At 44.6% G+C, this 23,339-nt stretch carries 25 protein-coding genes and 1 pseudogene; 15 read left to right on the top strand and 11 right to left on the bottom strand.

Annotated features, from left to right (window positions below; genetic code table 11):
* Positions 1-100 precede the first annotated feature (100 nt).
* Positions 101-1,423: a DUF3131 domain-containing protein gene (locus FWF39_RS01450; RefSeq protein WP_343381660.1), complete on the bottom strand. Its 1,323-nt coding sequence runs from the start codon at positions 1,421-1,423 to the stop codon at positions 101-103.
* A 346-nt stretch (positions 1,424-1,769) separates the two neighbouring features.
* Here FWF39_RS01450 and nth point away from each other — a divergent pair, with 346 nt between their 5' ends.
* Both nth and FWF39_RS01460 read left to right on the top strand, forming a co-directional pair.
* The gene (gene nth, locus FWF39_RS01455; RefSeq protein ID WP_343381661.1) at positions 1,770-2,378 is read left to right on the top strand and encodes an endonuclease III; all 609 of its coding nucleotides are present in this window, start codon (positions 1,770-1,772) and stop codon (positions 2,376-2,378) included.
* Positions 2,378-4,306 carry an ATP-dependent DNA helicase gene (locus FWF39_RS01460; RefSeq protein WP_343381662.1) on the top strand — a complete coding sequence of 643 codons (1,929 nt, stop codon included), beginning with the start codon at positions 2,378-2,380 and terminating at the stop codon, positions 4,304-4,306. Before nth ends, FWF39_RS01460 begins: the two co-directional genes overlap by 1 nt.
* Here the strand turns inward: FWF39_RS01460 and FWF39_RS01465 are convergent.
* Complete coding sequence (locus tag FWF39_RS01465; protein ID WP_343381663.1) at positions 4,297-5,385, bottom strand: Clp1/GlmU family protein; 1,089 nt, start codon at positions 5,383-5,385, stop codon at positions 4,297-4,299. The two genes, FWF39_RS01460 and FWF39_RS01465, sit on opposite strands and share 10 nt — an antisense overlap.
* Entirely contained in the window at positions 5,360-6,016 is a 657-nt protein-coding gene (locus FWF39_RS01470; protein ID WP_343381664.1) for a hypothetical protein, read from the bottom strand. Before FWF39_RS01470 ends, FWF39_RS01465 begins: the two co-directional genes overlap by 26 nt.
* A 75-nt stretch (positions 6,017-6,091) precedes the next feature.
* Here FWF39_RS01470 and FWF39_RS01475 point away from each other — a divergent pair, with 75 nt between their 5' ends.
* Positions 6,092-6,781 carry an AAA family ATPase gene (locus tag FWF39_RS01475; RefSeq protein WP_343381665.1) on the top strand — a complete coding sequence of 230 codons (690 nt, stop codon included), beginning with the start codon at positions 6,092-6,094 and terminating at the stop codon, positions 6,779-6,781.
* 15 nt (positions 6,782-6,796) lie between these two features.
* A complete protein-coding gene (locus FWF39_RS01480; RefSeq protein WP_343381666.1) occupies positions 6,797-7,315 on the top strand; it encodes a CDP-2,3-bis-(O-geranylgeranyl)-sn-glycerol synthase in 519 nt (172 codons plus the stop codon).
* 206 nt (positions 7,316-7,521) lie between these two features.
* On the opposite strand, the gene FWF39_RS01485 is transcribed toward FWF39_RS01480, so the two are convergent.
* The 3 genes from FWF39_RS01485 to topA all read right to left on the bottom strand — a co-directional run bounded on the left by FWF39_RS01485 (position 7,522) and on the right by topA (position 10,343).
* Positions 7,522-7,935, bottom strand: coding sequence for a hypothetical protein (locus FWF39_RS01485; protein ID WP_343381667.1), 414 nt, complete (start codon positions 7,933-7,935; stop codon positions 7,522-7,524).
* Entirely contained in the window at positions 7,919-8,161 is a 243-nt protein-coding gene (locus tag FWF39_RS01490; protein ID WP_343381668.1) for a hypothetical protein, read from the bottom strand. The genes FWF39_RS01485 and FWF39_RS01490 overlap by 17 nt, the downstream gene beginning before the upstream one ends.
* A 97-nt stretch (positions 8,162-8,258) precedes the next feature.
* A complete protein-coding gene (gene topA, locus FWF39_RS01495) occupies positions 8,259-10,343 on the bottom strand; it encodes a DNA topoisomerase I (protein ID WP_343381669.1) in 2,085 nt (694 codons plus the stop codon).
* A gap of 124 nt (positions 10,344-10,467) precedes the next feature.
* Between topA and FWF39_RS01500 the strand changes: the two genes are divergently transcribed.
* The 4 genes from FWF39_RS01500 to FWF39_RS01515 all read left to right on the top strand — a co-directional run bounded on the left by FWF39_RS01500 (position 10,468) and on the right by FWF39_RS01515 (position 14,594).
* Positions 10,468-10,638, top strand: a complete 171-nt coding sequence (locus FWF39_RS01500; RefSeq protein WP_343381670.1) for a hypothetical protein — start codon at positions 10,468-10,470, stop codon at positions 10,636-10,638.
* Between the two features lie 7 nt (positions 10,639-10,645).
* On the top strand, positions 10,646-11,362 hold the full coding sequence (locus FWF39_RS01505; protein WP_343381671.1) for a class I SAM-dependent methyltransferase: 717 nt from the start codon (positions 10,646-10,648) through the stop codon (positions 11,360-11,362).
* A 77-nt stretch (positions 11,363-11,439) separates the two neighbouring features.
* Positions 11,440-13,716 (top strand): STT3 domain-containing protein, encoded by a 2,277-nt coding sequence (locus tag FWF39_RS01510; RefSeq protein WP_343381672.1) that lies wholly within the window; start codon positions 11,440-11,442, stop codon positions 13,714-13,716.
* Complete coding sequence (locus tag FWF39_RS01515) at positions 13,716-14,594, top strand: hypothetical protein (RefSeq protein WP_343381673.1); 879 nt, start codon at positions 13,716-13,718, stop codon at positions 14,592-14,594. The genes FWF39_RS01510 and FWF39_RS01515 overlap by 1 nt, the downstream gene beginning before the upstream one ends.
* 168 nt (positions 14,595-14,762) lie before the next feature.
* On the opposite strand, the gene FWF39_RS01520 is transcribed toward FWF39_RS01515, so the two are convergent.
* Positions 14,763-15,431 carry a translation initiation factor IF-6 gene (locus tag FWF39_RS01520; RefSeq protein ID WP_343381674.1) on the bottom strand — a complete coding sequence of 223 codons (669 nt, stop codon included), beginning with the start codon at positions 15,429-15,431 and terminating at the stop codon, positions 14,763-14,765.
* Positions 15,432-15,664: 233 nt separating this feature from the next.
* Between FWF39_RS01520 and FWF39_RS01525 the strand changes: the two genes are divergently transcribed.
* Positions 15,665-16,069, top strand: a complete 405-nt coding sequence (locus FWF39_RS01525; RefSeq protein WP_343381675.1) for a hypothetical protein — start codon at positions 15,665-15,667, stop codon at positions 16,067-16,069.
* A 514-nt stretch (positions 16,070-16,583) separates the two neighbouring features.
* Here FWF39_RS01525 and FWF39_RS01530 read toward each other — a convergent pair.
* The 4 genes from FWF39_RS01530 to FWF39_RS01545 are packed head-to-tail and all read right to left on the bottom strand — an operon-like array spanning position 16,584 to position 18,042.
* Complete coding sequence (locus tag FWF39_RS01530; protein ID WP_343381676.1) at positions 16,584-17,066, bottom strand: 50S ribosomal protein L31e; 483 nt, start codon at positions 17,064-17,066, stop codon at positions 16,584-16,586.
* Between the two features lie 13 nt (positions 17,067-17,079).
* The gene (locus FWF39_RS01535; RefSeq protein ID WP_343380400.1) at positions 17,080-17,238 is read right to left on the bottom strand and encodes a 50S ribosomal protein L39e; all 159 of its coding nucleotides are present in this window, start codon (positions 17,236-17,238) and stop codon (positions 17,080-17,082) included.
* A 3-nt stretch (positions 17,239-17,241) separates the two neighbouring features.
* Entirely contained in the window at positions 17,242-17,571 is a 330-nt protein-coding gene (locus FWF39_RS01540; RefSeq protein WP_343381677.1) for a DNA-binding protein, read from the bottom strand.
* A 6-nt stretch (positions 17,572-17,577) separates the two neighbouring features.
* Positions 17,578-18,042 (bottom strand): 30S ribosomal protein S19e, encoded by a 465-nt coding sequence (locus tag FWF39_RS01545; protein WP_343381678.1) that lies wholly within the window; start codon positions 18,040-18,042, stop codon positions 17,578-17,580.
* A 417-nt stretch (positions 18,043-18,459) separates the two neighbouring features.
* Here FWF39_RS01545 and FWF39_RS01550 point away from each other — a divergent pair, with 417 nt between their 5' ends.
* The 6 genes and pseudogenes from FWF39_RS01550 to FWF39_RS01575 all read left to right on the top strand — a co-directional run bounded on the left by FWF39_RS01550 (position 18,460) and on the right by FWF39_RS01575 (position 23,262).
* On the top strand, positions 18,460-18,948 hold the full coding sequence (locus FWF39_RS01550; protein WP_343381679.1) for an NAD(P)H-dependent oxidoreductase subunit E: 489 nt from the start codon (positions 18,460-18,462) through the stop codon (positions 18,946-18,948).
* 55 nt (positions 18,949-19,003) lie between these two features.
* A pseudogene (locus FWF39_RS01555) lies at positions 19,004-19,213 on the top strand ((2Fe-2S) ferredoxin domain-containing protein); the annotation flags it as partial.
* A gap of 21 nt (positions 19,214-19,234) precedes the next feature.
* Positions 19,235-20,587 (top strand): NADH-ubiquinone oxidoreductase-F iron-sulfur binding region domain-containing protein, encoded by a 1,353-nt coding sequence (locus FWF39_RS01560; RefSeq protein ID WP_343381680.1) that lies wholly within the window; start codon positions 19,235-19,237, stop codon positions 20,585-20,587.
* Positions 20,584-21,294, top strand: a complete 711-nt coding sequence (locus tag FWF39_RS01565) for a 2Fe-2S iron-sulfur cluster-binding protein (RefSeq protein WP_343381681.1) — start codon at positions 20,584-20,586, stop codon at positions 21,292-21,294. Before FWF39_RS01560 ends, FWF39_RS01565 begins: the two co-directional genes overlap by 4 nt.
* Positions 21,291-21,833, top strand: a complete 543-nt coding sequence (locus tag FWF39_RS01570; protein ID WP_343381682.1) for an oxidoreductase — start codon at positions 21,291-21,293, stop codon at positions 21,831-21,833. Before FWF39_RS01565 ends, FWF39_RS01570 begins: the two co-directional genes overlap by 4 nt.
* Complete coding sequence (locus FWF39_RS01575; protein ID WP_343381683.1) at positions 21,826-23,262, top strand: Ni/Fe hydrogenase subunit alpha; 1,437 nt, start codon at positions 21,826-21,828, stop codon at positions 23,260-23,262. Before FWF39_RS01570 ends, FWF39_RS01575 begins: the two co-directional genes overlap by 8 nt.
* Positions 23,263-23,339 lie beyond the last annotated feature (77 nt).

Here is a 23,339-nt window from a genome sequence, read left to right on the forward strand (position 1 = left end):
AATTGTCTCAAAAATTATCCAACGCTCATCTTTGGTCAAGTTAACACTGTACTTTTTATTCATAACTAAGCACGTGTTAACATATACAATCAACACTTATTTATAATGCGGTCAAAGCAATACACATATTTTTAGTATAATTGGTGTTGTAGATGGCTAAGAAGCTAAACGCAATTTTTGTATAAATCATCGGCGGGAGGGTTATTGGTTCTTGAGCACTGTTTAGAGCAATCCAGGTTCGACCATCCGGTAGTACTATCCATTCCCATTGCCAGTCGCTTGAAGCCGAGCCGGGTCCTTCTCCAAAGGCACGAAATTTCTTATTTTCGTTATAGTATGTTTCATGTGCTGAATAAGTCATATCTAACAACGTTTTTAGTCTGGGATCGTTGTTTTTTATTTCAAAAAATGCACAAAGTAATGGTTCGCATGAAATTCTTGCTTTAGGCAACCTAACATTGCCTCCTACATCGATATACTCCGATGAGAGTATGTTGTCTAGCACTTTTCTAGAAGAACCAGTAAGTTCTGGATAAAACGCTTCAATGCCTCTTATTATGTAGTATGCGTATATGTTTGTGTCTGTTTCTGCTAGGTTTTTTATTGTGGGCACTATGTTGGCGTAATTTGTTCGACCGTAATTTTGGCCATATACTATTCTATTTATTTTTGCGGTGTAATAGTCACCATAATCTCTTAGATTGTTTAGTGCAACAAACAGGCGTCCTGTGTCTGCTATATCGATATGCTCATCTGGGACTGAGTTGTCCTGCACTTTTGCTCCGGTATCTGAATGGTAAAACCAAAATGGATTATTGGCACCGCTTAACTCCCGAGTTTCTAGCCAATCTAGAACTTTATCTATTCTTTCCTCAAATCCCCAAGCTCCGATTCGATTAACCAACCCCAAGCTTTCTGCATCAATAACTGCTTGAATGTAGGCACCTAAATCCCAATCTGTAATGCAGGGTGAACCTACGCCTGCCAAAGGCAACCCAGTATTTCTATCAACACCTGTATCTGGCTGATAGTAACGCCATGCAATCGCTGCCATAGCCCGCCAAGTGGTGCTATTTATTGTCTGAGCTGATTCTAAAACACCTGGCTTTCTAGGCGTCTTATCACTTGATTCTTTGATATCAGTTAAAAAGTTATTCATATTCCCAGTTATCTTGTTTTGATCACTATTAGACGAGGTTGTTGTTGATGGCTGAGGACTTGCGGCATCAACCGGAGTATCCATCTGAGGGGTTTGATTGTATCTTGGAAGCAACGCAAAAAGAGCAACTAAAATAACGATAATAAGTCCAGATGTTACTAGAATCTTTATTCTTCTGTTGTAGCCTCGAGCATGAACCCCTTTATTTTGGTTTAATAACTCGACAAGACGGCTAAATATACCAATTTTCTGAAAATTACTCATATTTTTCCTCTTCACGGGTTGCTTGTTGAACTGAACCTTAGCTAAAACAACAACTACCCTTATGCAAGGTAGGTTCTTGCTTTTAATTAAGCTATTGAATAAACACTATAACCAATCAATTATTACGCTATTTCTAGTAGGTGTATGCTGGATCTTTTATACCCCCTATTTGGGTTCCGTGAATTGTACTTGCATCGGTGTTTGTGTGTTAATTTGATTGTTGTTTTTCTGTACAATCAGTATTTATAACCTGTTAAACATCTACAGAGCCTTACAGAGGGTGAGATCGATATTAACACAGCCCAGTGCACTAACAATTTTAACAACCCTAGATGGTAGGTTGTCTTTGCCTAAGCTTGTTAAATCTGGAGCAGATCCGTATCAAACCCTTGTTGTCACAATTATTTCTCAAAACACTGCAGATACCAACACTGAGCGTGCCTACAAAATTCTCTCTGAACGCTTTCAAATTGTGCCCGAGGTGTTGGCTAACGCCGAAATCAGCCAAATTGAGGCTTGTATACGAGTGGCTGGACTCTATCAAGGCAAAGCCAAAACCATTCAAACAGTGTCTCAAACTCTGCTTGAAAAATTCGGTGGAAATCTCGATTCAATTTTAGCGTTGCCCACTTCAGAGGCTAGAAAAACGCTTATGGATATGCCCGGTGTGGGACCCAAAACAGCAGATGTAGTGTTACTTTTTTCTGCTGGTAAACCCACCCTACCTGTGGATACACACGTTAATCGGGTTTCAAGACGCCTAGGTTTGGCACCTGCACATGGCGGCTATGAAGAGGTGCGGCTAAGTCTACAGAGGTTCTTTGAACCCAAAGATTACCGCTTGGCCCATCTGCTCTTTATTGCGCATGGCCGAAAAACCTGCAAAGCCCAAAAGCCGCTCTGCCCAACCTGTCCTCTCAACACATATTGTCCCTCTAATGGAAGAGTTAACTAATGCAGCTACCCGCAGAAGTCCAAGAATACTTTCCCTACGGCAAGGCCCGTCCCCACCAAGACGAATTTATAACAACTGTTAACAAAGCCCTAAATGACCGTAAAAGCGTACTCATCGAGGGTAGCAATGGTTTGGGCAAAACAATCTCTGCTCTCTCTGCAGTGCTCCCCATTGCAGTCAAAAAAGACCTCAAGGTTCTCTATGTCGCAAGAACCCACCGCCAGCATGACCGAGTCATCGAAGAACTCCGAGCTATATACAAACAACATCCCATAACAGGCGTATCTATCCGTGGACGCAACGAAATGTGTCTTAACGTATTTGCCTCCAAGGGTGCATCTGACTCACGCTCACTTATGGAAGTCTGCGAGATGCTCAAATCCAAAGGCAGATGTCCCTACCACACAAACGTACAAAACCGCTCTTGGGAGTACCTTCAAATGCAGCAAGAAATCTCCAGACGCCCCTATATGGGCTCTGAAATTCTGCGTTCCTGCAAAAAAAAGGAACTCTGTGCCTACGACCTAGTTAAGGGCGCAATATCTGAGGCACGGGTTATCGCACTAAGCTATCTCTATGTCTTTGACCCAATAATCCGAACAGCTTTTCTAAAAAACCTAGAAACTGAGCTCTCAAGGATAATTCTAGTTGTAGATGAAGCTCACAATCTGCCCGAAACCGCCATAGACATCTCTGGTAGCCAGCTGACCTCATTTGTCATGAAAGCCGCCGAAACAGAAGCCGAAAGATACGACTACCGCGACATAGAACAATTCATCCACTACTTCAGAAACGAAATAGAAACCCTAACCGATAAAGTTCACAAAGAAGAAATCATTCCCGCAAGCCGCATAAAAAGCATAATCGAAAAAGGCGGCATTCAAAATCCACGTTCTTTCTTTGAACACATCCACGAAACCGGGTTGGTAATAAGAAAAAGCATGCTTGCTGAAGGCAGAAACCCTCGTTCCTACATTAACTCTATGGGCGAATACCTGCAGAAATGGATCGAAACAGCAGATGATGACTCCTACATAAATGTGGCCAGCCGCTACTTTACCAAAGAAGGCAACAAAACCGGTAAACTCGAAATCGCTGCCCTTGATCCCTCCAAGATAACTGCACCCGTTTTCAGCTCCACTTATGCTAATGTAATCATGTCAGGTACCCTCCAACCCCTAGAAGCCTACGCCCGCATCACCCATCTCTCACAAGACACCGTGCAATTCTTAGCTCCCTCACCATTTCCAAAGGAGCACATTTTCTCCGCTGTTTGTAGCGGAGTTACCACCTCAATGGAGAATCGCACACCAAAAATGTACCAGACCATGATTGAACGCATAAACGAGGTCGTTAACAGCACCCCAACTAACACAGGGATTTTTGCCGCCAGCTTCCAAGTACTCAATGCCTTACTCTCTGAGGGTCTTGAGGAACAGTTACTAAAACCACTGTATTGTGAAAAAAGCGGCATGACATCTAAAGCCAACGAAAAATTAGTGCAAGATTTCAAAGTATGCGGCGACCGGGGCGGAGCAGTCTTTTTAGGCGTGCAAGGTGGTCGTACCTCAGAGGGCGTAGATTTCCCCGGCAACCAAATGAACTCAGTATTGGTTGTAGGTGTACCCTATGCTGAGCCAACCCCACGCGTAAAAGCACAAATCGACTACTACGAACGATGCTTCCCAGGCCGAGGCCGAGAATACGGCTACACATTACCCGCGATGAAAAAATCCACCCAAGCCGCAGGCCGACCCATTCGCACCCTAGATGACAAAGGCGCCATAATCTTTCTCGACTACCGCTTTGGATCAGCATACTGCAAAAGCTTCATACCCAGCTGGATAACAAACGGCATGAAAACCCTGCCCGATAAACCCGGCATATTGGGTGATGAAGTCAGAGCTTTCTTTTCCTCTCAATCCTGAATCTCTTGAAGCTTACGGTTTAACAAGACCTTGCCGATGATGAGTCGATGAGGTGTTGTGGTAACTGCCGTTTGAACCTTCAAAGTCCGTCTCTCAACATTAATTGCACGCAAAACTCCAATACCTAAAAACCTGTTTCCCCAGCCATATAACCCTATAAGTACCCCTTTCTCAGGATCCTGCTTTTTAGGTACAGCATTTCGAGGCTCAACTGTAACTTGACTAAGTGGATAACATTGCAATTTTGATTTACGCAGATACTTAGCATAGGTCATTTCACGAAGAATCCGCCGTTTCTCTGATGTTCTTTGACTCAACGCAGGTGAAGGTGTCGCTGTTAATACACCCCCGCCTCCCAGATAAGACATCAACGTCGTAAGCTCATCTTTTATCTGAACCCCAACAACAATATTGGGCTTTAATTCTTTAATCAAACTCAGCTTATAACGTATAGCATCAATACCTGATACAAAGCCATCTGTGTTGATTATTATAACATCTGCTTGGCGCTGGTTGGCTTCTCCCATAATGGCCGCTAAGCCCTCAAGCGTTTTGGCAACTGCTGTTGGAGGCGAAGTGACGCCTATAAAGTATCCGTTTTGATACCGTAAATCATAGAGTTCAACGACAGGTTTAGTGACTATTGCATAGCCAACAGTTGCGCAGGGACCAATATCAGACTGACCCAAATCTCCATCAAGAATTGCGACTCTACGTTTGGCTTCAACCATCTTGTTTAACATATAGGTGCATAAACTGCTCTTTCCCGAATCCGATGCACCTAAAACTAAAATTACAATAGGCTTTTTCTCAAGTCCCAACACGATTTGGATGGGTTTATTCCACGATTCTGGAACCGTATTGCCCTCCATCTCCTGCACCGTTGCGTTTGCACCCAACACAACATCAAAAACCGAGGGTTCAGATGCAAAAAATGGCATACGTTTACCTTCCCTAACAACAGTCCGCTGTAGTTCATTAAAGGGGCACCCGAACACTTCTGCTTTTCCCGAAATCAGCTCAACTGATGCTGGACCATCCACTATGAGCGTATTATTGGGTTGTATGGCTTGCCGCAATCATTGGTCTCCTGTGCACTGAATTACCTAATCGCCCAGCTATATGTATAGCTGAAGAAATATGCCTTACTTTTCGGCTATGGCGGCGATCTTTTAGAGGTTGATTGGTTCTGGTCTCATCTACCACCATAAGCACAATCTGCATCGGCAAAACATAATCAAGCTCTTTGAGCAGATCCCTATAAACTGCTACACCATTACCAATTTTTATAATAACCTTGGTCAAGGTATAGTCAACACTTTTTAGAATTTTTTGTATGCTTAAAACCAATTGCTGATTACTATAGCAGGTTTCCTGTTCTATGATTTTCCCATCAGCGATAACTGCTAAGCCAATGGCCTCACCGGGATCAATACCTATAACAATTCTTTTGTAAGCTTCTTTGCCAAGCATTAACCGTTTGGTTGCATTGAGTAAACTATCCAATTCATCCTCGCTGCAAAAAACCAAAACCTGCTCAAAGTTCACTAGATGCCGTTCCTGAGGCGTAGTTATGACCAGCTCTACCTTAGGCGGCACTGGCGTGCCTGGAACCAGACTCAAAAATGAAATATCATGTTTTTTGAGCATGTTAACTATGTGGAAGTAGGCTATGCCTCGCACTGTTGCAACAGCAACTTTTTCGTTCATACAACATCCTTAAAGAGTATACGTTTAAGTGCAAACACAATATCTATCTCTTAATAATCCTTAAAAAGTGATTCCATGGCGCAAATCTCAATCGGCGTAGAATCCATCGACAAAGCCATCGGCGGAGGCATAAACCCCCAAACAATCACCCTCATCTACGGCGAACCTGAAACCGGCAAATCCACCTTAGCGATGCAATCCGCAGTCTACTGTGCTCTACAGGGACACAAAATCCTCTATGCAGACTGCGACAACAGCTTCTCAACCCAACGCCTCGCACAGCTCTCAGGTGACAGATTTGACGAAGTTGCTGAGCGCATAATCTTGGTGAAACCACAAGATTTCAAAGAACAAACCGCCCTGATCGATCACATAGAAGACTACACAACAGGCGTTGGTTTAATAGTAATAGACACCTTCACGTCTCTCTACAGCGCCAAAGCCGCCGAATTCTCCCGAGCATACGGCACCAACCGAGAATTAAACCGACAACTTGCCCTATTGGCCCAAACAGTAAAAACCAAAAAAATTCCATTAGTTATGACCAGCCAAGTCCGAAGTGTAATTGGTAATGATGCCTCAGATGTACGTCCCGTGGCAACTAGGGTTCTACAATTCTGGGCTGAAAACATCTTGTTTCTAAAACCCACCCAATTTCCCCAAACAATCAAAGTAACAATCGAAAAAGTAGCGGGTCTTCCTCAAAGTGCTATATGCTACGTACAAATAGGAGGAAACGGAATAAAAGATACCCAACTCCACTAAAACGGCTGAACACCTATGGATGTCGTCCTGCTCATAATAGAAGCCCTGAAATTCATTTTCCCAGCCTACTGTGCTAATGCTACTCCCGTCCTTGCAGGCGGCGGTACAAAAATGGACTTTGGCAAAAACTTTACCGACGGCAAACGCATTTTTGGCAACAACAAAACCTGGCGTGGATTTTTCTTTGGATGGGCCGTGGGTTTTATGGTTGGTATAGCTGAGGGCTTCATTTTTGGCTTTGACAACTATCCCTTGCTATTTAGCGCCCTTATTCCCCTAGGCGCATTATTGGGGGATCTGACAGGAGCATTCATTAAGCGGCGTCTCAACATTGTTCCAGGCGGCTTATTGCCCATCGTAGACCAAATCGACTTTGTGGTGGGTGCTGTAGTATTCGCGTTACCCTTAGCTTTGATTAGCTGGCAGGGCTTGAGCTGGCCAGTTATCGCTGTAGTATTGTTGCTAACTCCACCTATACATTTGCTCACTAACTTTATAGCCTATAAACTAAAACTCAAAAAACACCCTTGGTAATCCATAATTACCCAGAATCCTAATTGGACCGCGCAATTACCAAACAAAATAGCGCACGGTTCGATATTGTTGTCTCTAAGTCAACAAAGTTAGCGCTATATTCTTTTGTTATATATTTAGCTATTAAATAAAGACAGAGGGGCTGTTGTCAGACCTGTTAATGAATGGTCTGCCAACAACCTGTTGGTTGTGGCTATATGTTTCTATTAAGCGCCGCCGGTTATCTTGAAGTTAATTGCGCTTTCTATGAATATGTATGATATCAATAGTAAGCTAATGCCGACAATAAGTAACATATAGGCCTGTTTAGGCTTACTTGTACTTTTTGCACTTTGATATAGAGAGAGCATACCAAAGAAACCTAGTGAATAGAGAATTGCAGTTATTATGGTGTCTCCGCCAAATTGCATGCTGAGATTAGGATACAGGAAATAAATTGTGCTTCCTGCAGGGTACACCATGATGGGTCGGACGATGAGGGTGTATAAGCCGCCGCTGAAGAGAAATATTGCATAGCCGATTATGGCAACTGTGATTATGAAGGTTGAGGGTGTATTTGCCGATACCCGACGGAACCATCGACTAAACGAGAACGACATGTCCTCAGTATGTTTCTTCATTTTTTCTGACATCAGTGCTCTCTCCTGTAATTATGTCACTTGCTACTTCTTTAGCCCATTCTCCAGTTAAAGTATTTTTCTGTATTTGAACTAAATATTCTACCCAATCTATGCCCAGTGCTTTATGCCAAACCGCATATTTCTCCACAATATTGCGATATGCCCCCAAATGCAATGAACAAAACCCGTTGGCTTCAACTTCTCGGTTACAAATTCTACAGTTCATAACTATCTTCTTTATAGTGTGTGAGCATCAAAAGACTATGTTGCGGTATGTCTTTAACTTTTTCTTACAATAGTCACATAAATGCTAACAAATGCTTCTAGCAACCAGCTTCAGGTTTATTGGCTGTAGCTTTGGAGTTGCATTGCGGATTTAAGCAGAGCCTCCAAGGTTTCTTTCCCCGCATATATGTTGCCACCACAGGTGCGTCACATATTTTACAGGCGCTTCCAAGCGGTTTGATTGTACCTTTCTGTGGTAATGGATACGCCATATTACATTTGCCCTCAAAAAAACCCGTGCAACCCACAAACCGTTTCCCTGACTTTTTTGAGCGCAGTATAATTAGTTGATTACACCCACATTTTGGACAGGTTCCAATTGCCCGATCATTTAACCATGACTGCTTAAGTGCTTCGCTCAACTGCGAACCAATAGTTGTTTCTTTGGCTTTGAGTTCTGTAGTAACCTGCTTTAGGGTTTCTACGGCATCTGTAAGCACACTTTGTTTGTTCTCTTTGCACTGCTGTATATCCTCCATTTTCCCCTCTAGCATCCGTGTCATTTCAGGTGAAACAACTACCGGGCAGTACCGCTCAAGGACTCCGATAACTCCAAACCCTAAATCACTCACAGCTAACTGATCTACTCCGTTTAGATATTTGCGGTCGTGAAGAGTTTGAATGATCGAAGCACGGGTTGCTTTAGTTCCAATTTCCTTTTTTTCCATCTCAAGAAGCAGACTACGCGGATTATAGCGAAGCGGCGGCTTAGTATAATGTTTCTTCACGCTGAGTTGCGAAACATCTACCGTCTGGCCCTCCATTAGCGGTGGAAAAGTATCTTCTTTTATACGTACATAGGGACGATAAAACCTAAACCAGCCCTCCATAAGTGTTCGTGCCAAGCTTAAACAAAAGCGGTAGTCATTGAGGCTGATTGTGATGTTTACATTTTGGCGTACCGCGGGTTCAGCAAAAACAGCCAAAAAACGCTTTACTACTAAGTCAAAGACATTTCTAGATGAGGCATCTAGGGGTTTTTGTGCTAGATTTCCTGTAGGATATATAGCAGGATGGGCGGGGTCGATTTTTTTACCCTCGTTTGGCTTTAAGCTGGGTTTAGCTAAGAGTTCTGATGCCTGTTTTGTGTAAGCGGGCGTTTTTTGGAGTTTTTTGAGTATGTCTTTGTAGCCGATGGCAGACGGCAGTTTTTGACTGCTTGTCCGCGGATAAGAAATCAGGGCATCAAGATATAGTCGTTGCAGAATTGCCGAGGTGCGTATGGGGGTGTAGTGAAAAAGTTTGTAGACTTCTCTTTGCAGGGTGCCCAAATCAAACGGTACTGGCGGTTGAACCTCAGATTCGTGAACCTCAACTGAAGATACGGTGCCTGTTTTAGTTTTAGCGGCATTCTGAATCGCTTTTGCCTCCGCTAAGGTTTCAAGTGGACGCTCATATTCTACCGCATAAATTTTGTTGTCTATGCTGATTTTTGCGGTAAGCTTCCAATACGGTGTAGGCACAAATGATTGGATGTCTTTTTCGCGTTCTTCTAAAAACCGTAGTGTTGGTCCCTGTACTCTGCCTGTGCTCAAGGTACTATACTGTCCACTGGCGGTTTTAGCGGCCTCTGTGAGGGCTCGGCTGAGATTTATACCATAGAGCCAGTCGACTTCATGGCGGGTTAGTCCTGCTTCTACCAGTGCAAAATCAAGATGGGGTAAAAGATTATCGTAGGCGGTTTGCAGTTCTTCATCGGTTAGCGTGGAGTATTTCATGCGTTTAGCGGTATCTTGTTTTTCACCACAGGCGTACTTGAGTATAGTGTAGCCAATGATGCTGCCTTCTATGTCAAAGTCACAGCCATCCACAAACATTTCTGCCTCTTTAGCCAAATTCGAGATAACCTTGAGCCAAACCCGAATTCGTCCCGCTTTTTTCTCTGCTTGATAGCGGGGCACCCAATGGTAATCAAAAACTGGGTAGTTGCGTTTTTTTTGTTTACTGGTTATGGTGTAGAGATGACCAAGTGCTGGAACAACCACAATGTTGCCACTGCGGTAGGATTCATAGTAGGGCACGCCATTTTGGATTGATTTTTTGGGTTTACCCCGCGCATCTAAGGCTGTAGCTATCCGGTTTGCAGCATCGGGTTTTTCAGTGACGATTAGTGTGTACTTCACGTGCTCTAACCACCTCATCCCAGCATTCTATCCATTAAAACCTTCAGTTCTATCTTTGATGCTCTATCTTGGGGGTTTAGCAAGCAATAAATATGCCCTGCGGATGTATTTAGGGGGGTATGGGATGCCACAACGTGTTGTTTGTCATGGTTGTAATTATATTCTATATGAGGGCACTGAATTAAAACCGCCAGATGAAATTATCCAACAAAACAGCGGAAAATGTCCACAATGTAGCCGCAAGCTATCCTTGTTACCCATAGAGGTTGAAATTATACCCCTAAACAAGCGTTGAATTCCCAATGGAAACCACCTCTGTATCCTCCTCCTCATCTGATTTCTCCTCAGAAACCCACTGGGAAATGGCTGCAAAAACCAAGATGGGCAAGTATCTAACACGTCTTGAAACAGATTTTATCTCTAGATCTCTTGATCTATCCCAAGAGAACCTATCTGTTATGGATGTGGGTGCTGAGGCAGGTCGTTTCTCTTTGCTTCCCCAAAACAGCAAAGCCCGTGTTGTCAGCATAGATATAAATGCCTATGCGCTCAGACGCCTCAAACAGAAAAGTCGGCACGTTAACATTATTTTGGCTGATGCAAGAAACCTGCCGCTAAAAGATGGCATATTTGATGTGGTTTTTATGATTGAGGTGCTAGACTACATTCCCGAGCTAGACCAAGCTTTGGGTGAATGTATGCGCACCCTCAAACCTGAGGCTTCAGCGGTTCTATCGTTTGGTAACAAATCCAGCATAAAAGCTCACTTAAAGGCAATACAGGGCAAATCATATCGTCACTCATATGGCGAGATGATGCGATGCATATCTAAAACAGAGTTCACAATTAAGCGAAAGTTGGGGTACAGCTGGGTACCTTTCGGTCGAACTTCACAAAGCAGTTTGGTACCTATTCTGTCGGCATTAGAGAAAATTTTTGGGTTGAGACGTATCGTAAGGTATAGTCCTTGGGTGATCATGCATATAACAAGGCATTCACGGACTATGAAACCTGTGTAGATATGTTTGGAAAGCCATAAATAAACCTCCCATGTGTAAAATAGTACAAACGGAAATATACACTGGAGATACCTAAGTTGGGGGAAACATTCAAGGAACGACTCGGCGGTTTCAATAGATTCGGACTCAGAATAAGCCACGGCACAATCATTGCAGGCGTAGCGTTGCTTCTCATACTCTTTATTGCAGTAACCATTCGTCTGTTGCCGCTCCGATGGGAAAACCTTACAGCCGGCACATCATTTCTCAACGAGTTTGACCCCTTCTACCAGCTCAGTATCACTAGACACATGGTAGACAACGGTCTGCTCTCCCCGTATTATCCTCAGCCTTGGATTGACACAATGAAATGGTATCCAACAGGCTTAGATATGTCCACTTCACTACCTGCTCTACCAGCGACAGCGGCTGTTCTCTACGGTATAGCATCCATTTTTAGTCCAAACATTGATTTAATGACTTTCTGCGCAATTCTACCCGCATTTATAGCTGCACTTTCCTGTATTATCATCTACTTTATAGGCAAAGACATGGGCGGCAGAACAGTTGGTTTATTTGCTGCGTTATTTCTCGCATTAGCCCCGTCTTTTCTGCAGAGAAGTTCCTTGGGATTCTTTGATACTGAAGTCCCGGGAGTTTTGGGTCTAGTTTTCTTCATATTCTTCTTCCTGCGTTCTATGGATAGTAATCGTTCGCTTAAGGGCTCCCTTCTGTATTCATTAGGTGCAGGTCTAGCGTTAGCATACTTTATTTCTGGTTGGGGTGCTGCATACTATGCTATTGCCTTAGCCAGTCTCTTTGTCTTTGTTATGGTTCTCCTCAAACGCTACAGTACCCGAATGCTTGTAACCTACAGCGTAACCTTTGGTTTAGCCCTGATGATAGGTACCAAAGTTCCCTACATCGGCCTGAGATATCTAACCTCGGGTGCAATTCTGCCTGTAGCCTTTGTATTTGTAGTGCTGATAATAGCAGAGCTTCTGCGCAATAACATATCGATAAAAAGTAAGTTAACTCTCACGGTTGCATCATTGGTTGCCATAGTTGGCGGAGTTTCTATCCTTGCGATAACTGGTTCACTTGTTGATCTGGCAGGTAAATTTATCACAGTTCTAAATCCATTTATCCGATCAGATTCGCCGCTTGTTGACTCTGTAGCTGAACAGAGGCTATCGGGCTGGGGTAACCTCTATATTGAATTCGGGATCGTTATCCTGTTCTTCCTAATCGGTTTATTCCTCACAATACGCAAACCAACTAACCGAAACATCTTCATGTTGCTCTTTGCGGCAACTTCGCTATATTTCGCAACTTCAATGGTTCGGTTGTTGGTAATCTTAGCACCGGCATTTGCCATACTCGCCGCCATAGGCATATATGGTCTGCTAAAGCCGTTCTGCGCAAGTCTAAAAGACACATCTAAAAACATTGCCAAATCCAAACGCAAAATAATGCGCGTCAGCAGAGAATACGGCGGCATAGCAATCTTGTTTGTATTCATACTCCTAGTAACAAACTTGGCAGTTTCACCACAAAGCGGTGGCATGCCAAGACCAGTATCACAGGCGCTCACACCTACTGCAATAAGCGCCTCCAGTCTTCCAGTGGGTGGTGCTGGATTAACCGAACCTATCACTGCATGGCTAGATGCCATTACCTGGTTAAAAGAGAACGCTAAATCAACCGATGTTGTGGTTATGTGGTGGGACTACGGAAACTGGCTAAGCGACCTTGGAAACGTGACCAGTTTGGCAGATAACACCACTGTAAACGCTACACAAATAGCAAACGTGGGTTTCATATTCATGGGCGACGAGGAACAAGCCATGAAAATGCTCTCCGCATATGGTCAAGAAAACACCAAATACATCGCAATCTTTACAGTCTTAGCTCTCCAGTCAGACACTAGCACAGAAACATACTATATGGTCCCAGCAGGTTATGGCGACGAAGGCAAATGGACTTGGATGGCACGTATTTCAGGGCAAGATAAACAACGCTTCATAGATCAAGGCTTCATAAGCGCCGCAGATGCATGGGTTGACGAAACCACCTTTGGCGAAAGCACACAATACGGCTGGCAATGGAATGAGCGCGGTCTAAACACTACTATAGTAAAACTCCTAACCTATACTGAATATACCTACTGTGCATTGATGCAAGAGCTTGAAGTGCCAGTAAGTCCAAGTTCGCAACAGGTTGAACCGTTGCAATACTTCAAACCTGCGGCATCTGATTCATTCAATTCATTTGCAGGTCTATTGACATCGCCCTTCCAATATGGACTGGTACCGATCGTGGCCATCTTTGAGATAGACTGGGCCGCATACAACCTTGATCACCCAGTTCGGTAATGCAGGAACGTAACAAAGTGTTGCCAAGGGTTCCTGACCAGCACAAAGTTGGGCGCCCTCTAATCCCCAACGGTTTAGGCGTTTTTTACGTCCTATTCACAACCGTTTATCTTTTTTTGGTTTATTTTTTGCAACAAAGCTCCAACCCTGAGCCCGTTTCAGCCGCTTTTACATTAGCGGCTTGTGTGCTCTTTGGCGGTTTTATGGGTATGATGGATGACTGGATAGATTTGAAATGGCGCTACAAAGCATTTATGCCCATCATCGCTGCCCTGCCTTTGATTTATTATGCTCAAGCAATCGGTGCCAGAACAAGCATAGCTCTGCCCTTTTTAGGCTTGGTGGACTTCGGCAGTGCATACTTCTACATTATAATCCCCCTAATCGTCATGATCGTGACTAATGTTGTAAATCAACTTGGAGGATTAAATGGACTTGAATCCATCTGCCCCGCCATAGTCATAGCTGGTCTGATGGCTTTCTCGCCAAACTATCTGCTTATGGTTGGTCCCCTTCTGTTCTGGCTGGTTTTAGCCGCAATTAACTTTTCCGGAAAAATCTTTGTAGGAAATACAGGCTCATTTGCAATAGGCATGACCGTCGCCTCATTTGCCGTCATATCCGACTTAAAAGTCAACCTGTTTGTTTCCATTCTCCCCTTCATCTTTAACTCTGCTCTTATCCTGCTCTCTGCCTTTTTTGTAGGCAAAAAAGCGGCAGTAACATTCGACGGCAAAAAACTCTGCTCTGAGAGCCGAAAAAGCCTTGTAACCATCATAACATACCGCCGTCCTCTCACCGAACGCCAAGTAGTCTTAATCATCTCATTAATCGTTGGGTTGTTTACTTTGCTTGGAGCATTAACCCATATATTCTAACTCGGCTGATTTACCTGACTTCTCTGTTGTATTATATCAAGAAAACTAAAATTAGCGGCACCTTTTAGATTTATTACCGGCTTACTTTTGGTTGCCGCATATCTATTTGTTGTGGATTTATTCCACTGGTATAGGCACAACTGGAAGTTGCTTAACTATGGCTTTGTTTTATAGTGTGTCTAGGGCGTGTTCGATTATGAACATTTCTGGTCCGGTAGTCATGGAGCCTGCTACGGAGGCGTTGCTGTTGGCTAGTAGGCCTGTGCCGACATAGGGGATACCGCAGTTAACTGTACCTACATCAACGGGAACTTTGAAGATATTTTCGAGAGTTTTCTTTTCTTCCTCTTTTAGGAGTGGATGAGCCAAAACACCTTTGTTGGTTGCCACTGCAAGTGAGCCGACATAGGGTAGAGCGGCGATTTCACAGGGTACGACTTCTACGCCTAGTGTGTCTGCGATTTGGTTGATTTCTTTGGGTTTGAAGCGGGGGTCTACGATTGCACCTTTGTCGTTGGCAAGTATCAGGTTGCCGTATGCGGTTTTTTTGCTTTCCATGATGGTTATGTTGCCTGTGAAGACTTTTTTTATGCGTTCTAGTTCTTCGCCACGGATGGAATTGGCTACCAACATACCGTTGCTATTGGCTGATACTAAGGCGCCGGCGAGAACAGAACCGCTGATAGTAGTGTAGATGAGTTGGGCTTTGAGCCAATCTGCGTATTCCTGAGCTTTCTCTTGGGTAACCATTACTGGAATAATTACTATGTTCTCTGTTGCTAAGGCGTATACGCCGATGCTTGCGCTTCCCACGATACTGGATAGGTAAACAGTCAAAAATCTTCACTGTCCTGTACTTGAACAATACTGTTCTAGACTCCCCCATTTAAAGTTCACGGAAGCGCTTCGACTTCATTTATTTCCAATCCGTTACTGACAAGCCCTATTTGGTAAATTTGTCTTCTTTTTTGTTTTGCTTGACAATCTTTGTTTTCTGGTGCTATATTATTTTTTTAGAGTGTTGCAAAAAGGATTATAAGACGGTTTAGCCGTTTGTATGTAGAATAGTTATGAGATGCCCAAAGTGTGGAAAAGAGCATTGTGTAAAAGCAGGCTTTAACCACAACAGACAACGCTTCAAATGTAAAGACTGCAAATACCAATTCACTCAAACAGACGGCAAAAACACCACAAAACGAGCTTTTGCCCTGTATCTTTACGTGATTGGGCTATCAATGAATGCTATTGGTCGAATGTTTAAAGTAGAGTCTTCCACAATTTTATATTGGGTAAGAAATTTTGCACTTAAAACCTATGAAAAACCCGCCCCTCAGGGTGAGGTTGTTATTGAGCTTGATGAGATGTGGCACTTTTTACATTCAAAAAAAACAAGGTCTGGGTGTGGAAGGCGTACTGTAGAACTACCGGTGAGCTTGTTGATTGGGAATGCGGAAACCGAAGCGCTCAAACTCTAAAAGAGATGTTTGACCGTCTTGAATTGTTGAAGGTTGAGGTTTTCTTTGCTGATAACTGGGAGGCTTATGCGGAGTTGATTCCGCCAGAGTTACTTACTCAAACTAAGGCGCAGACGCATGGGGTGGAGCGTAATAATTTTTGTCAGTGTCATTGGTGTGGGCGGTTTCGTCGGAAGACTTGTATTGTTTCAAGGAGTTTGTGTATGATTGATTTAACTGTGTCGTTGTTTGCTCGTTTTCATGTCAATGGCTCACGAGAGGAAATCTGGAACCTTGTTCATAATCCTTTTTAAAACACTCTCTATTTTTTTATGTCAAGTCCGGGTCTTCAAATATTTGGGTGGTTTTTTGGTTGATGTTTTGTGTTCTGGACGTTGTTGGTTGTTAGAGTGTTGCTTAACTTTTGAGTTGTTGTTGGTTGAGTGTAGTTTGTTGATTTTAATTCAACATTTTTTCAGCTACGCTTAGTTTGTTTGTTTGATTAAAAATAGTTTTAAAATAAAAGAAGAAGTGTTTATTGGTTTTCTGCCAAGTAAACGGTTACGTAACCGTCTTTGTCTTTGGTTACACGCGTTTTGATTCTGCGTGGAGGTTTCTCGATTCCTCGGCCCCAAACTTTTTCATTAACTTCTGGGGCGATGATAACCTGTGGTAATTCTTCACCTTCGTCTTCTTCAGTGACTTTGGTTTGAAGTTTCATATGTCTAGCTGCAAAGAGTTTGATGATCTGCATAGCGCGTGGTGCGCGCTTTTTAGGTGGACGAACAAGGGCTCTTTGGAGTGGAATGGTGTAAAATCTTTCTTCAACGATGTCGTCATCTTTCTTTTTGCGTTGGGCTTTGGCTTCTTCTTTAGCTTGGGTTTTTTGTGATGCCGCTTCTTCTTTAGCTACTGCTTGTTCTGGTTCGGCTGTTTCCTCTATTGTGCCTTCTGGTAATTCTGCTAACTCTTCCAGTTCTTCTTGTAGTACTTGTTCTTGTTCAGTTTCTTTTGTCATGGCTATTTTCTCCTTACGGCTTTATTTTGCTAGTCCGCCAGTTGCGCCTAGATTTGGGATTCATTCTGACTTTACCGTCAGTTCTTGCTATGACCCATGTTGGTACGGACTGCGACTCTCTGCCGGCTTTAGCTAAGCGGAGTTTTTTCGCGGTTGGTTTTACTCTTGCCATTTTCTATATCCTTCTGATGGTTGTCTCTCGCTTCCGTGATTGAAGCTGTAGTAGGATCGATTTGAGCTGTACATCTGAGAGTGGAATCGGCAATCTGCCGGTTTGAGCCATCTCGATGAGCTGCAACTCGATTTGTTCAGCAAAGTCTCGTTTAACCATTTTCAGGTTATTTAGCCTTTGCCGTGCTTCAGGCGACAAAATCTTTGCTAAGAGCGCCTGTTTTTGTTGTTCAATTTGTTGTTCGGCTTGAGCTTGTCTCTGGTCATCGCTTACTCGATTCTGCATCGAGTGAAGCTTTCTTTTACGAATTTGCTCAAGCTCGTCATCTGACATGGTTTCCTATTCGCCTTGATACTTCTTGAGCTCAGGTGTAGTCTTGAAGAGTTCTTTTGCAAGATCCCCTGCAACTTCCTGTGCTAGCTTGCGTCCTTTGGGTGTCATGATTCTACCCTTTGGACGAGTAACTTGGATTAAACCGGCTGTTTCAAGTTGTTTGAGAGCTTTACGTATGTTGCTCCCTCCGGCTTTTGTAGCCCGATTCGGCTTACTGCCCCGGTTTTTTCTTCCGCCATAATCTGAGCGGAGGTTCTCCAGACCGATTGGACCGTGAACGTAAACTTTACGCATTATAGATGCGCTTCTTGTATACCACCATGCTGGATTCTGTGGTTGTTTCTCAACATGAGAGCCGGTCTTAGCGAAGGGTGCCCATGGCAAAGGTTGCACTTCATCAACATTTTCCATAAGATACTTTGCTAAACGATCGATGAACATTGAAGATGGAACGTCATGAGGAGTCATCAAAGGTACTCTATCCTGTAGTTTTTCCTTGCACTAAAACAATGACGCCTAATATAAATGTATTCAGGCAACTCATCACACACAAGACCAAGCCTGCCCACCTGCTCTCTGACCAAACTTTACCACACATAATACATATGTGCCTAAACAGGCCACTAAAAAACAATCCCACAAATTATTAATTGATTTCCCCGCAACTAACAGATATTTCAGTGAAAATACCAGTGTTTTTCTCCTGATCATTCCTCCTTTAACTAATACAGGTGTATTTTTAACCTCTGATGCGTCGGTTTCTACAATAAATGGTGACAAAATAAGTAGCCAGGTATTGCTTGATTTTTTTGTTTGCGCCCTTATAGATTTTTATAGATGAGACTAAACCTTACTGATGTAGAAAAATTACCAAGTGGAGAAACATCGTTGAAAGATGATAAACGTCGTGGGATGCTTGAAAAGGTTCTAAAAGACCATGACTATCAGGAAAGCGCTCTTTTAGAGATTTTGCATGGAGCACAGGAAATCTATGGATTTCTTGACAAAGAATTGCTCACCGAAATCGCTGGGGTACTAAACATTCCACACAGTCAAGTATATGGCGTCGCCACCTTCTACAGCTTCTTTAAACTCCGCAAACCCGGCGAACATGTCGTCACCGCTTGCCTTGGCACCGCATGCTACGTTAAAGGTGTCGAGCCTATCATAGCGGCAATAGAAAAAGAATTCAACCTCAAACGAGGCGGCTCAACTGAGGATGGCAAACTCTCCATACTCCAAACACGATGCATAGGCGCATGCGCCATGGCACCAATCCTCTCAGTGGATGATGTAGTCATAGGAAAAGCCACCAAAGAAGTCGTCATCGCACACATCAAGAAGGTCTTGGGGGAAACTAACTCTGAAACTGTCTGATCTACACAAAATTCTCGAGCAGGAACTTGAATTCGAACGTGCCTACAACTTTCGCATAAACGTCTGTTGCTCTAGTAGCTGTACCTCACTCAACGCCCCCAAACTAATAAAAGCCTTCCAAGACGTTGTCAAAGAACTGGGCGTAGAAAAACAATGCAAAGTCGCCCGCACAGGTTGCATAGGCGCATGCTCCGCCGGACCAACCGTTCTTATCGAACCCGGCGCTTATCTCTACCAAAACATAACCCCCGACAAAGTCCACAACATAGTTCGGGATCACATCGTTTTGGGCACTCCAGTCAAAGAACTCCTCTATGAAAGCGGCGGATTCTTTAAAAAACAACACCGCCTTGTCCTGCGAAACGCAGGTAAAATAGATCCCAACCGCATCCAAGACTACATAGCCATGGGCGGCTACACCGCACTAGCCAAATGCCTCTCAGACATGACCCCCCAGGGTATCATAACCGAAATCCTATCCAGCGGACTGCGCGGAAGAGGCGGCGCGGGTTTCCCCACAGGCCAAAAATGGCGCCTAGTCGTCCAAGCTAACAACACCCCAAAATACATCGTTGCCAACCTTGACGAAGGCGACCCCGGCGTCTACGCTAACCGATCCATCGCCGAAGCCGATCCCCATGCCATAATCGAGGGCATGCTCATCGCCGCATACGTCACCGGCGCAGAAAAAGGCTACATCTACATCCGAAAAGAATACCCCCTGGCCATTCAAACCCTCCAAAAAGCCATCGAACAAGCCAAAGCTATGTCCTTGCTAGGCGATAACATCTTGGAAACTTCTCTAAAGTTTGATTTAACTCTACGCTTTGGAGCAGGCGCATTTGTGGCAGGCGAAGAAACCGCAATTTTAGCCTCAGTTGAAGGCCGCCGAGCAATGCCCCGCCCCCGTCCACCCTACCCCGCCAACTCGGGTCTCTGGCAAAAACCCACCCTTATACAAAACGTGGAAACCCTCGCAAACATCCCCCTAATTATCCAAAACAGTGCTGCATGGTTCTCCAAAACCGGCACCCCCGCATGCACAGGCACCAAATGCTTCTCCCTAACCGGCAAAGTAAAAAACCCCGGCCTAATCGAAGTCCCCATGGGCATCACACTGCGTGAAGTAGTGTTTGACATCGGCGGCGGAATCCCTGATGGTAAAAAATTCAAAGCTGCCCTAATCGGTGGACCCTCAGGAGGTTGTCTGCCTGAACAACTTCTCGAAGTACCCATAGACTACGACTCTCTAACCAAAGTCGGAGCGATCATGGGCTCAGGCGGCATTGTAGTGCTAGACGAAGACAGTTGCATGGTAGACACCGCACGATACTTTACAGAATTCTGCGTCGACGAATCATGCGGTCGATGCACCCCCTGCCGCGCAGGCCTACCCCGTATGCTAGAAATTTTCCAAAAAATCACCCACGGCCAGGGTGAATACAGCGATCTTGAGGTCTTAGAAAAATCCTGCCGCTTCATACGCGAAGCCAGTCTCTGCGGTCTAGGACAAACCGCACCAAACCCCGTACTTACCACTCTACGCTACTTCAAAAACGAATACCTGCGCCACATAGAAAACAAAGAATGCGAAGCGGGCGTATGCTTTAAAAACCGAGACGAGGACGAAACCAAATGAACCTCCACACTCTAAAACTCAAAATCGACGGTATAGACGTTGAATGCACCGAAGGCTCAACCATACTAACTGCCGCAAAAGCCATCGGCATAAACATCCCCACCCTTTGCTATCTAGACGGTTTAACACCCTACGGTGGTTGCCGACTATGTATAGTTGAGGTTAGCGGCACAAGCAAACTCTTCCCCGCATGTGCCACCCCTGTTGCATCAGGCATGGAAGTTACCACGCAGTCCCCCAAACTCTATGAATACCGAAAAATGGTATTAGAAACCTTGCTGGCCGAACGAACTCACATTTGTGCAGTTTGTGTTGCCAATGATCACTGTGAACTCCAAGCTCTAGCCAATCAACACGGCATAGATCATGTTTCCTATGAACGAAACTGGAGTACCAACAAAATCGACTCTACCCACGACTCTTTGGTAATCGACCCTAACCGTTGCATTCTCTGCACTCGATGCATTCGAGTCTGCGATGAACTCGAAGGCGTCCACACTCTTGACCTCAAATTCCGCGGCAAAAACGCCGATGTCATAATGGACCAAGACGAACCCTGGGTCAAAGCCTGTAGCTGTACATCCTGCCGCAAATGTGCCAAAGTCTGCCCCGTTGGAGCTATATACGTTGAAGGCGAAAACATTGAAACCACCAAAATTCCCGATGTCGCCGCCTTTATAGTCGAGCGGAGGAAACGCCTCAAATGAATCCAAACCAAAAAATACGCGTCGCAACAGTCTGGCTCAGCGGTTGCAGCGGATGCCACATGAGCTTTCTAGATCAAGACGAACGACTGATAGACTTGGCAAAAAAAATCACTCTGGTATACAGCCCCTTTGCTGATGTAAAAGAGTTCCCAAAAGATGTCGCAATCACCCTAATCGAGGGCGCTGTGGCAAACGAAGAACAAAAAGAACTGCTAAAAACCATCCGATCCCGAACAGCAATTCTAGTTTCTCTAGGCGACTGCGCAGTTACAGGCAACGTCGTTGCACTGCGCAATGGCTTGCCACACACCGACCAAGCAGTCCTAGAACGCGCCTACAAAGACCCAGCAGTTCTTAACGCTCAAATTCCTGACCAAGTACCCAAACTGCTCACCCATGCCCGACCCCTACACGAAATCATTAAAGTCGATCACTACATCCCCGGTTGCCCACCAAACGCCGATCTGATTAACTATATACTAACCGAATTACTGGCTGGGCGAACACCCACCATGGAGGGACATTCCAAGTATGGCTGATAAAAAAATCTTAATTTCACCCGTTACACGGATTGAAGGACACGCACAAATTACCATCCATCTAAACGATGATGACACAGTCAAAGAAGCAAACTTTAAAGTCACTGATTTCCGAGGCTTTGAAAAATTCACAGAAAACCGCCCATTCTATGAAATGCCCTCAATTACCAGCCGCGCCTGCGGCATATGCCCCGTGAGCCACCTCTTAGCCAGCGCTAAAGCCTGCGACCAAATCGTTGGCGTTAACCCTCCAAAAACAGCTATAAAACTCAGGCGCCTCATGCACATGGGCCAACTAATCCAGTCTCATGCATTAAATTTCTTCCACCTCTCCTCACCTGATTTTTTGATGGGATTTGACTCAAACCCTTTGCAACGTAACATTTTCGGATTAATAGACAAAGAACCCGAATTAGCCATGCGCGGCATTCGACTGCGCAAATTCGGACAAGACATCATCGAGAAGATAGCAGGCAAAAAAATCCATTCCAGCGAATGGGTTCAACCCGGAGGTGCCAAATGGCCTCTAACACAAGAACGCGCCGACTACCTCCGTGCCAATCTCCCCGAAGCTCTTGATGCCGCACAAAAAACGCTGGATATGTACAAACAAATGCTCGATGGCCTCCAAGAAGAAGTAGCAAACTTTGGTAGTTTCCCAACCTACTACATGGGCCTAGTAACCCCCGACGACGGCTTAGAGCACTATGACGGCAAACTCCGAATCATAGACCCAACCGGAGCTACAGTCGTCGAATGTGTAGACCCCGCAAAATACCAAGACTTCATAGGTGAAGCCGTGGAGCCATGGTCTTATATGAAATTCCCCTACTTCAAAAACGTCGGCTATCCCAGCGGTGCTTATCGTGTCGGCCCCCTAGCGCGTCTAAATGTTGCCTCTCACTGTGGCACACCCCTAGCCGATGAGGCACTCAAAGACTTCAAAAAACTAGGCAAAAACGGTCCTGTTCAGAGCACATTCCACTACCACTACGCTCGTCTTATCGAGGTGTTGTTCTGTATCGAAACCTCTAAGCGTCTCTTATCTGATCCCGATATCCAATCTGAGAACATTCGCTCAAAAGCCTTTGTAAACAACCCTGAAGGCATAGGCGTCACAGAAGCTCCCCGCGGTACCCTAATTCACCACTACAAAGTCGATCCTCAGGGCATGATAACTTGGAACAACATGGTTATCGCCACTGAGCACAACAACATCGCCTACAACATGGCTATAACCCAGGTCGCAAAAAAATACGTCAAAGCACGCGAACTACAAGAAGGCATGCTCAACCGCGTAGAAGCCGTCATCCGAGCATTTGACCCCTGTTTGAGCTGTGCCACACACGCCCTTGGAAGTATGCCTCTGGATATACAACTCGTTGCATCCAATGGAACACTTCTAGACCGCAAAATAAGACAACACTAACTCTGCATCAACACCAACCCCCTCTTTCACCAAGCAAGACTCGCCTAACCTGCCGGTTGCACACAAACGCTACTCTT

The sequence above is a fragment of the Candidatus Bathycorpusculum sp. genome (genome assembly GCF_009778815.1).
GTDB classification, from domain to species: domain Archaea; phylum Thermoproteota; class Bathyarchaeia; order Bathyarchaeales; family Bathycorpusculaceae; genus Bathycorpusculum; species Bathycorpusculum hydrogenotrophicum.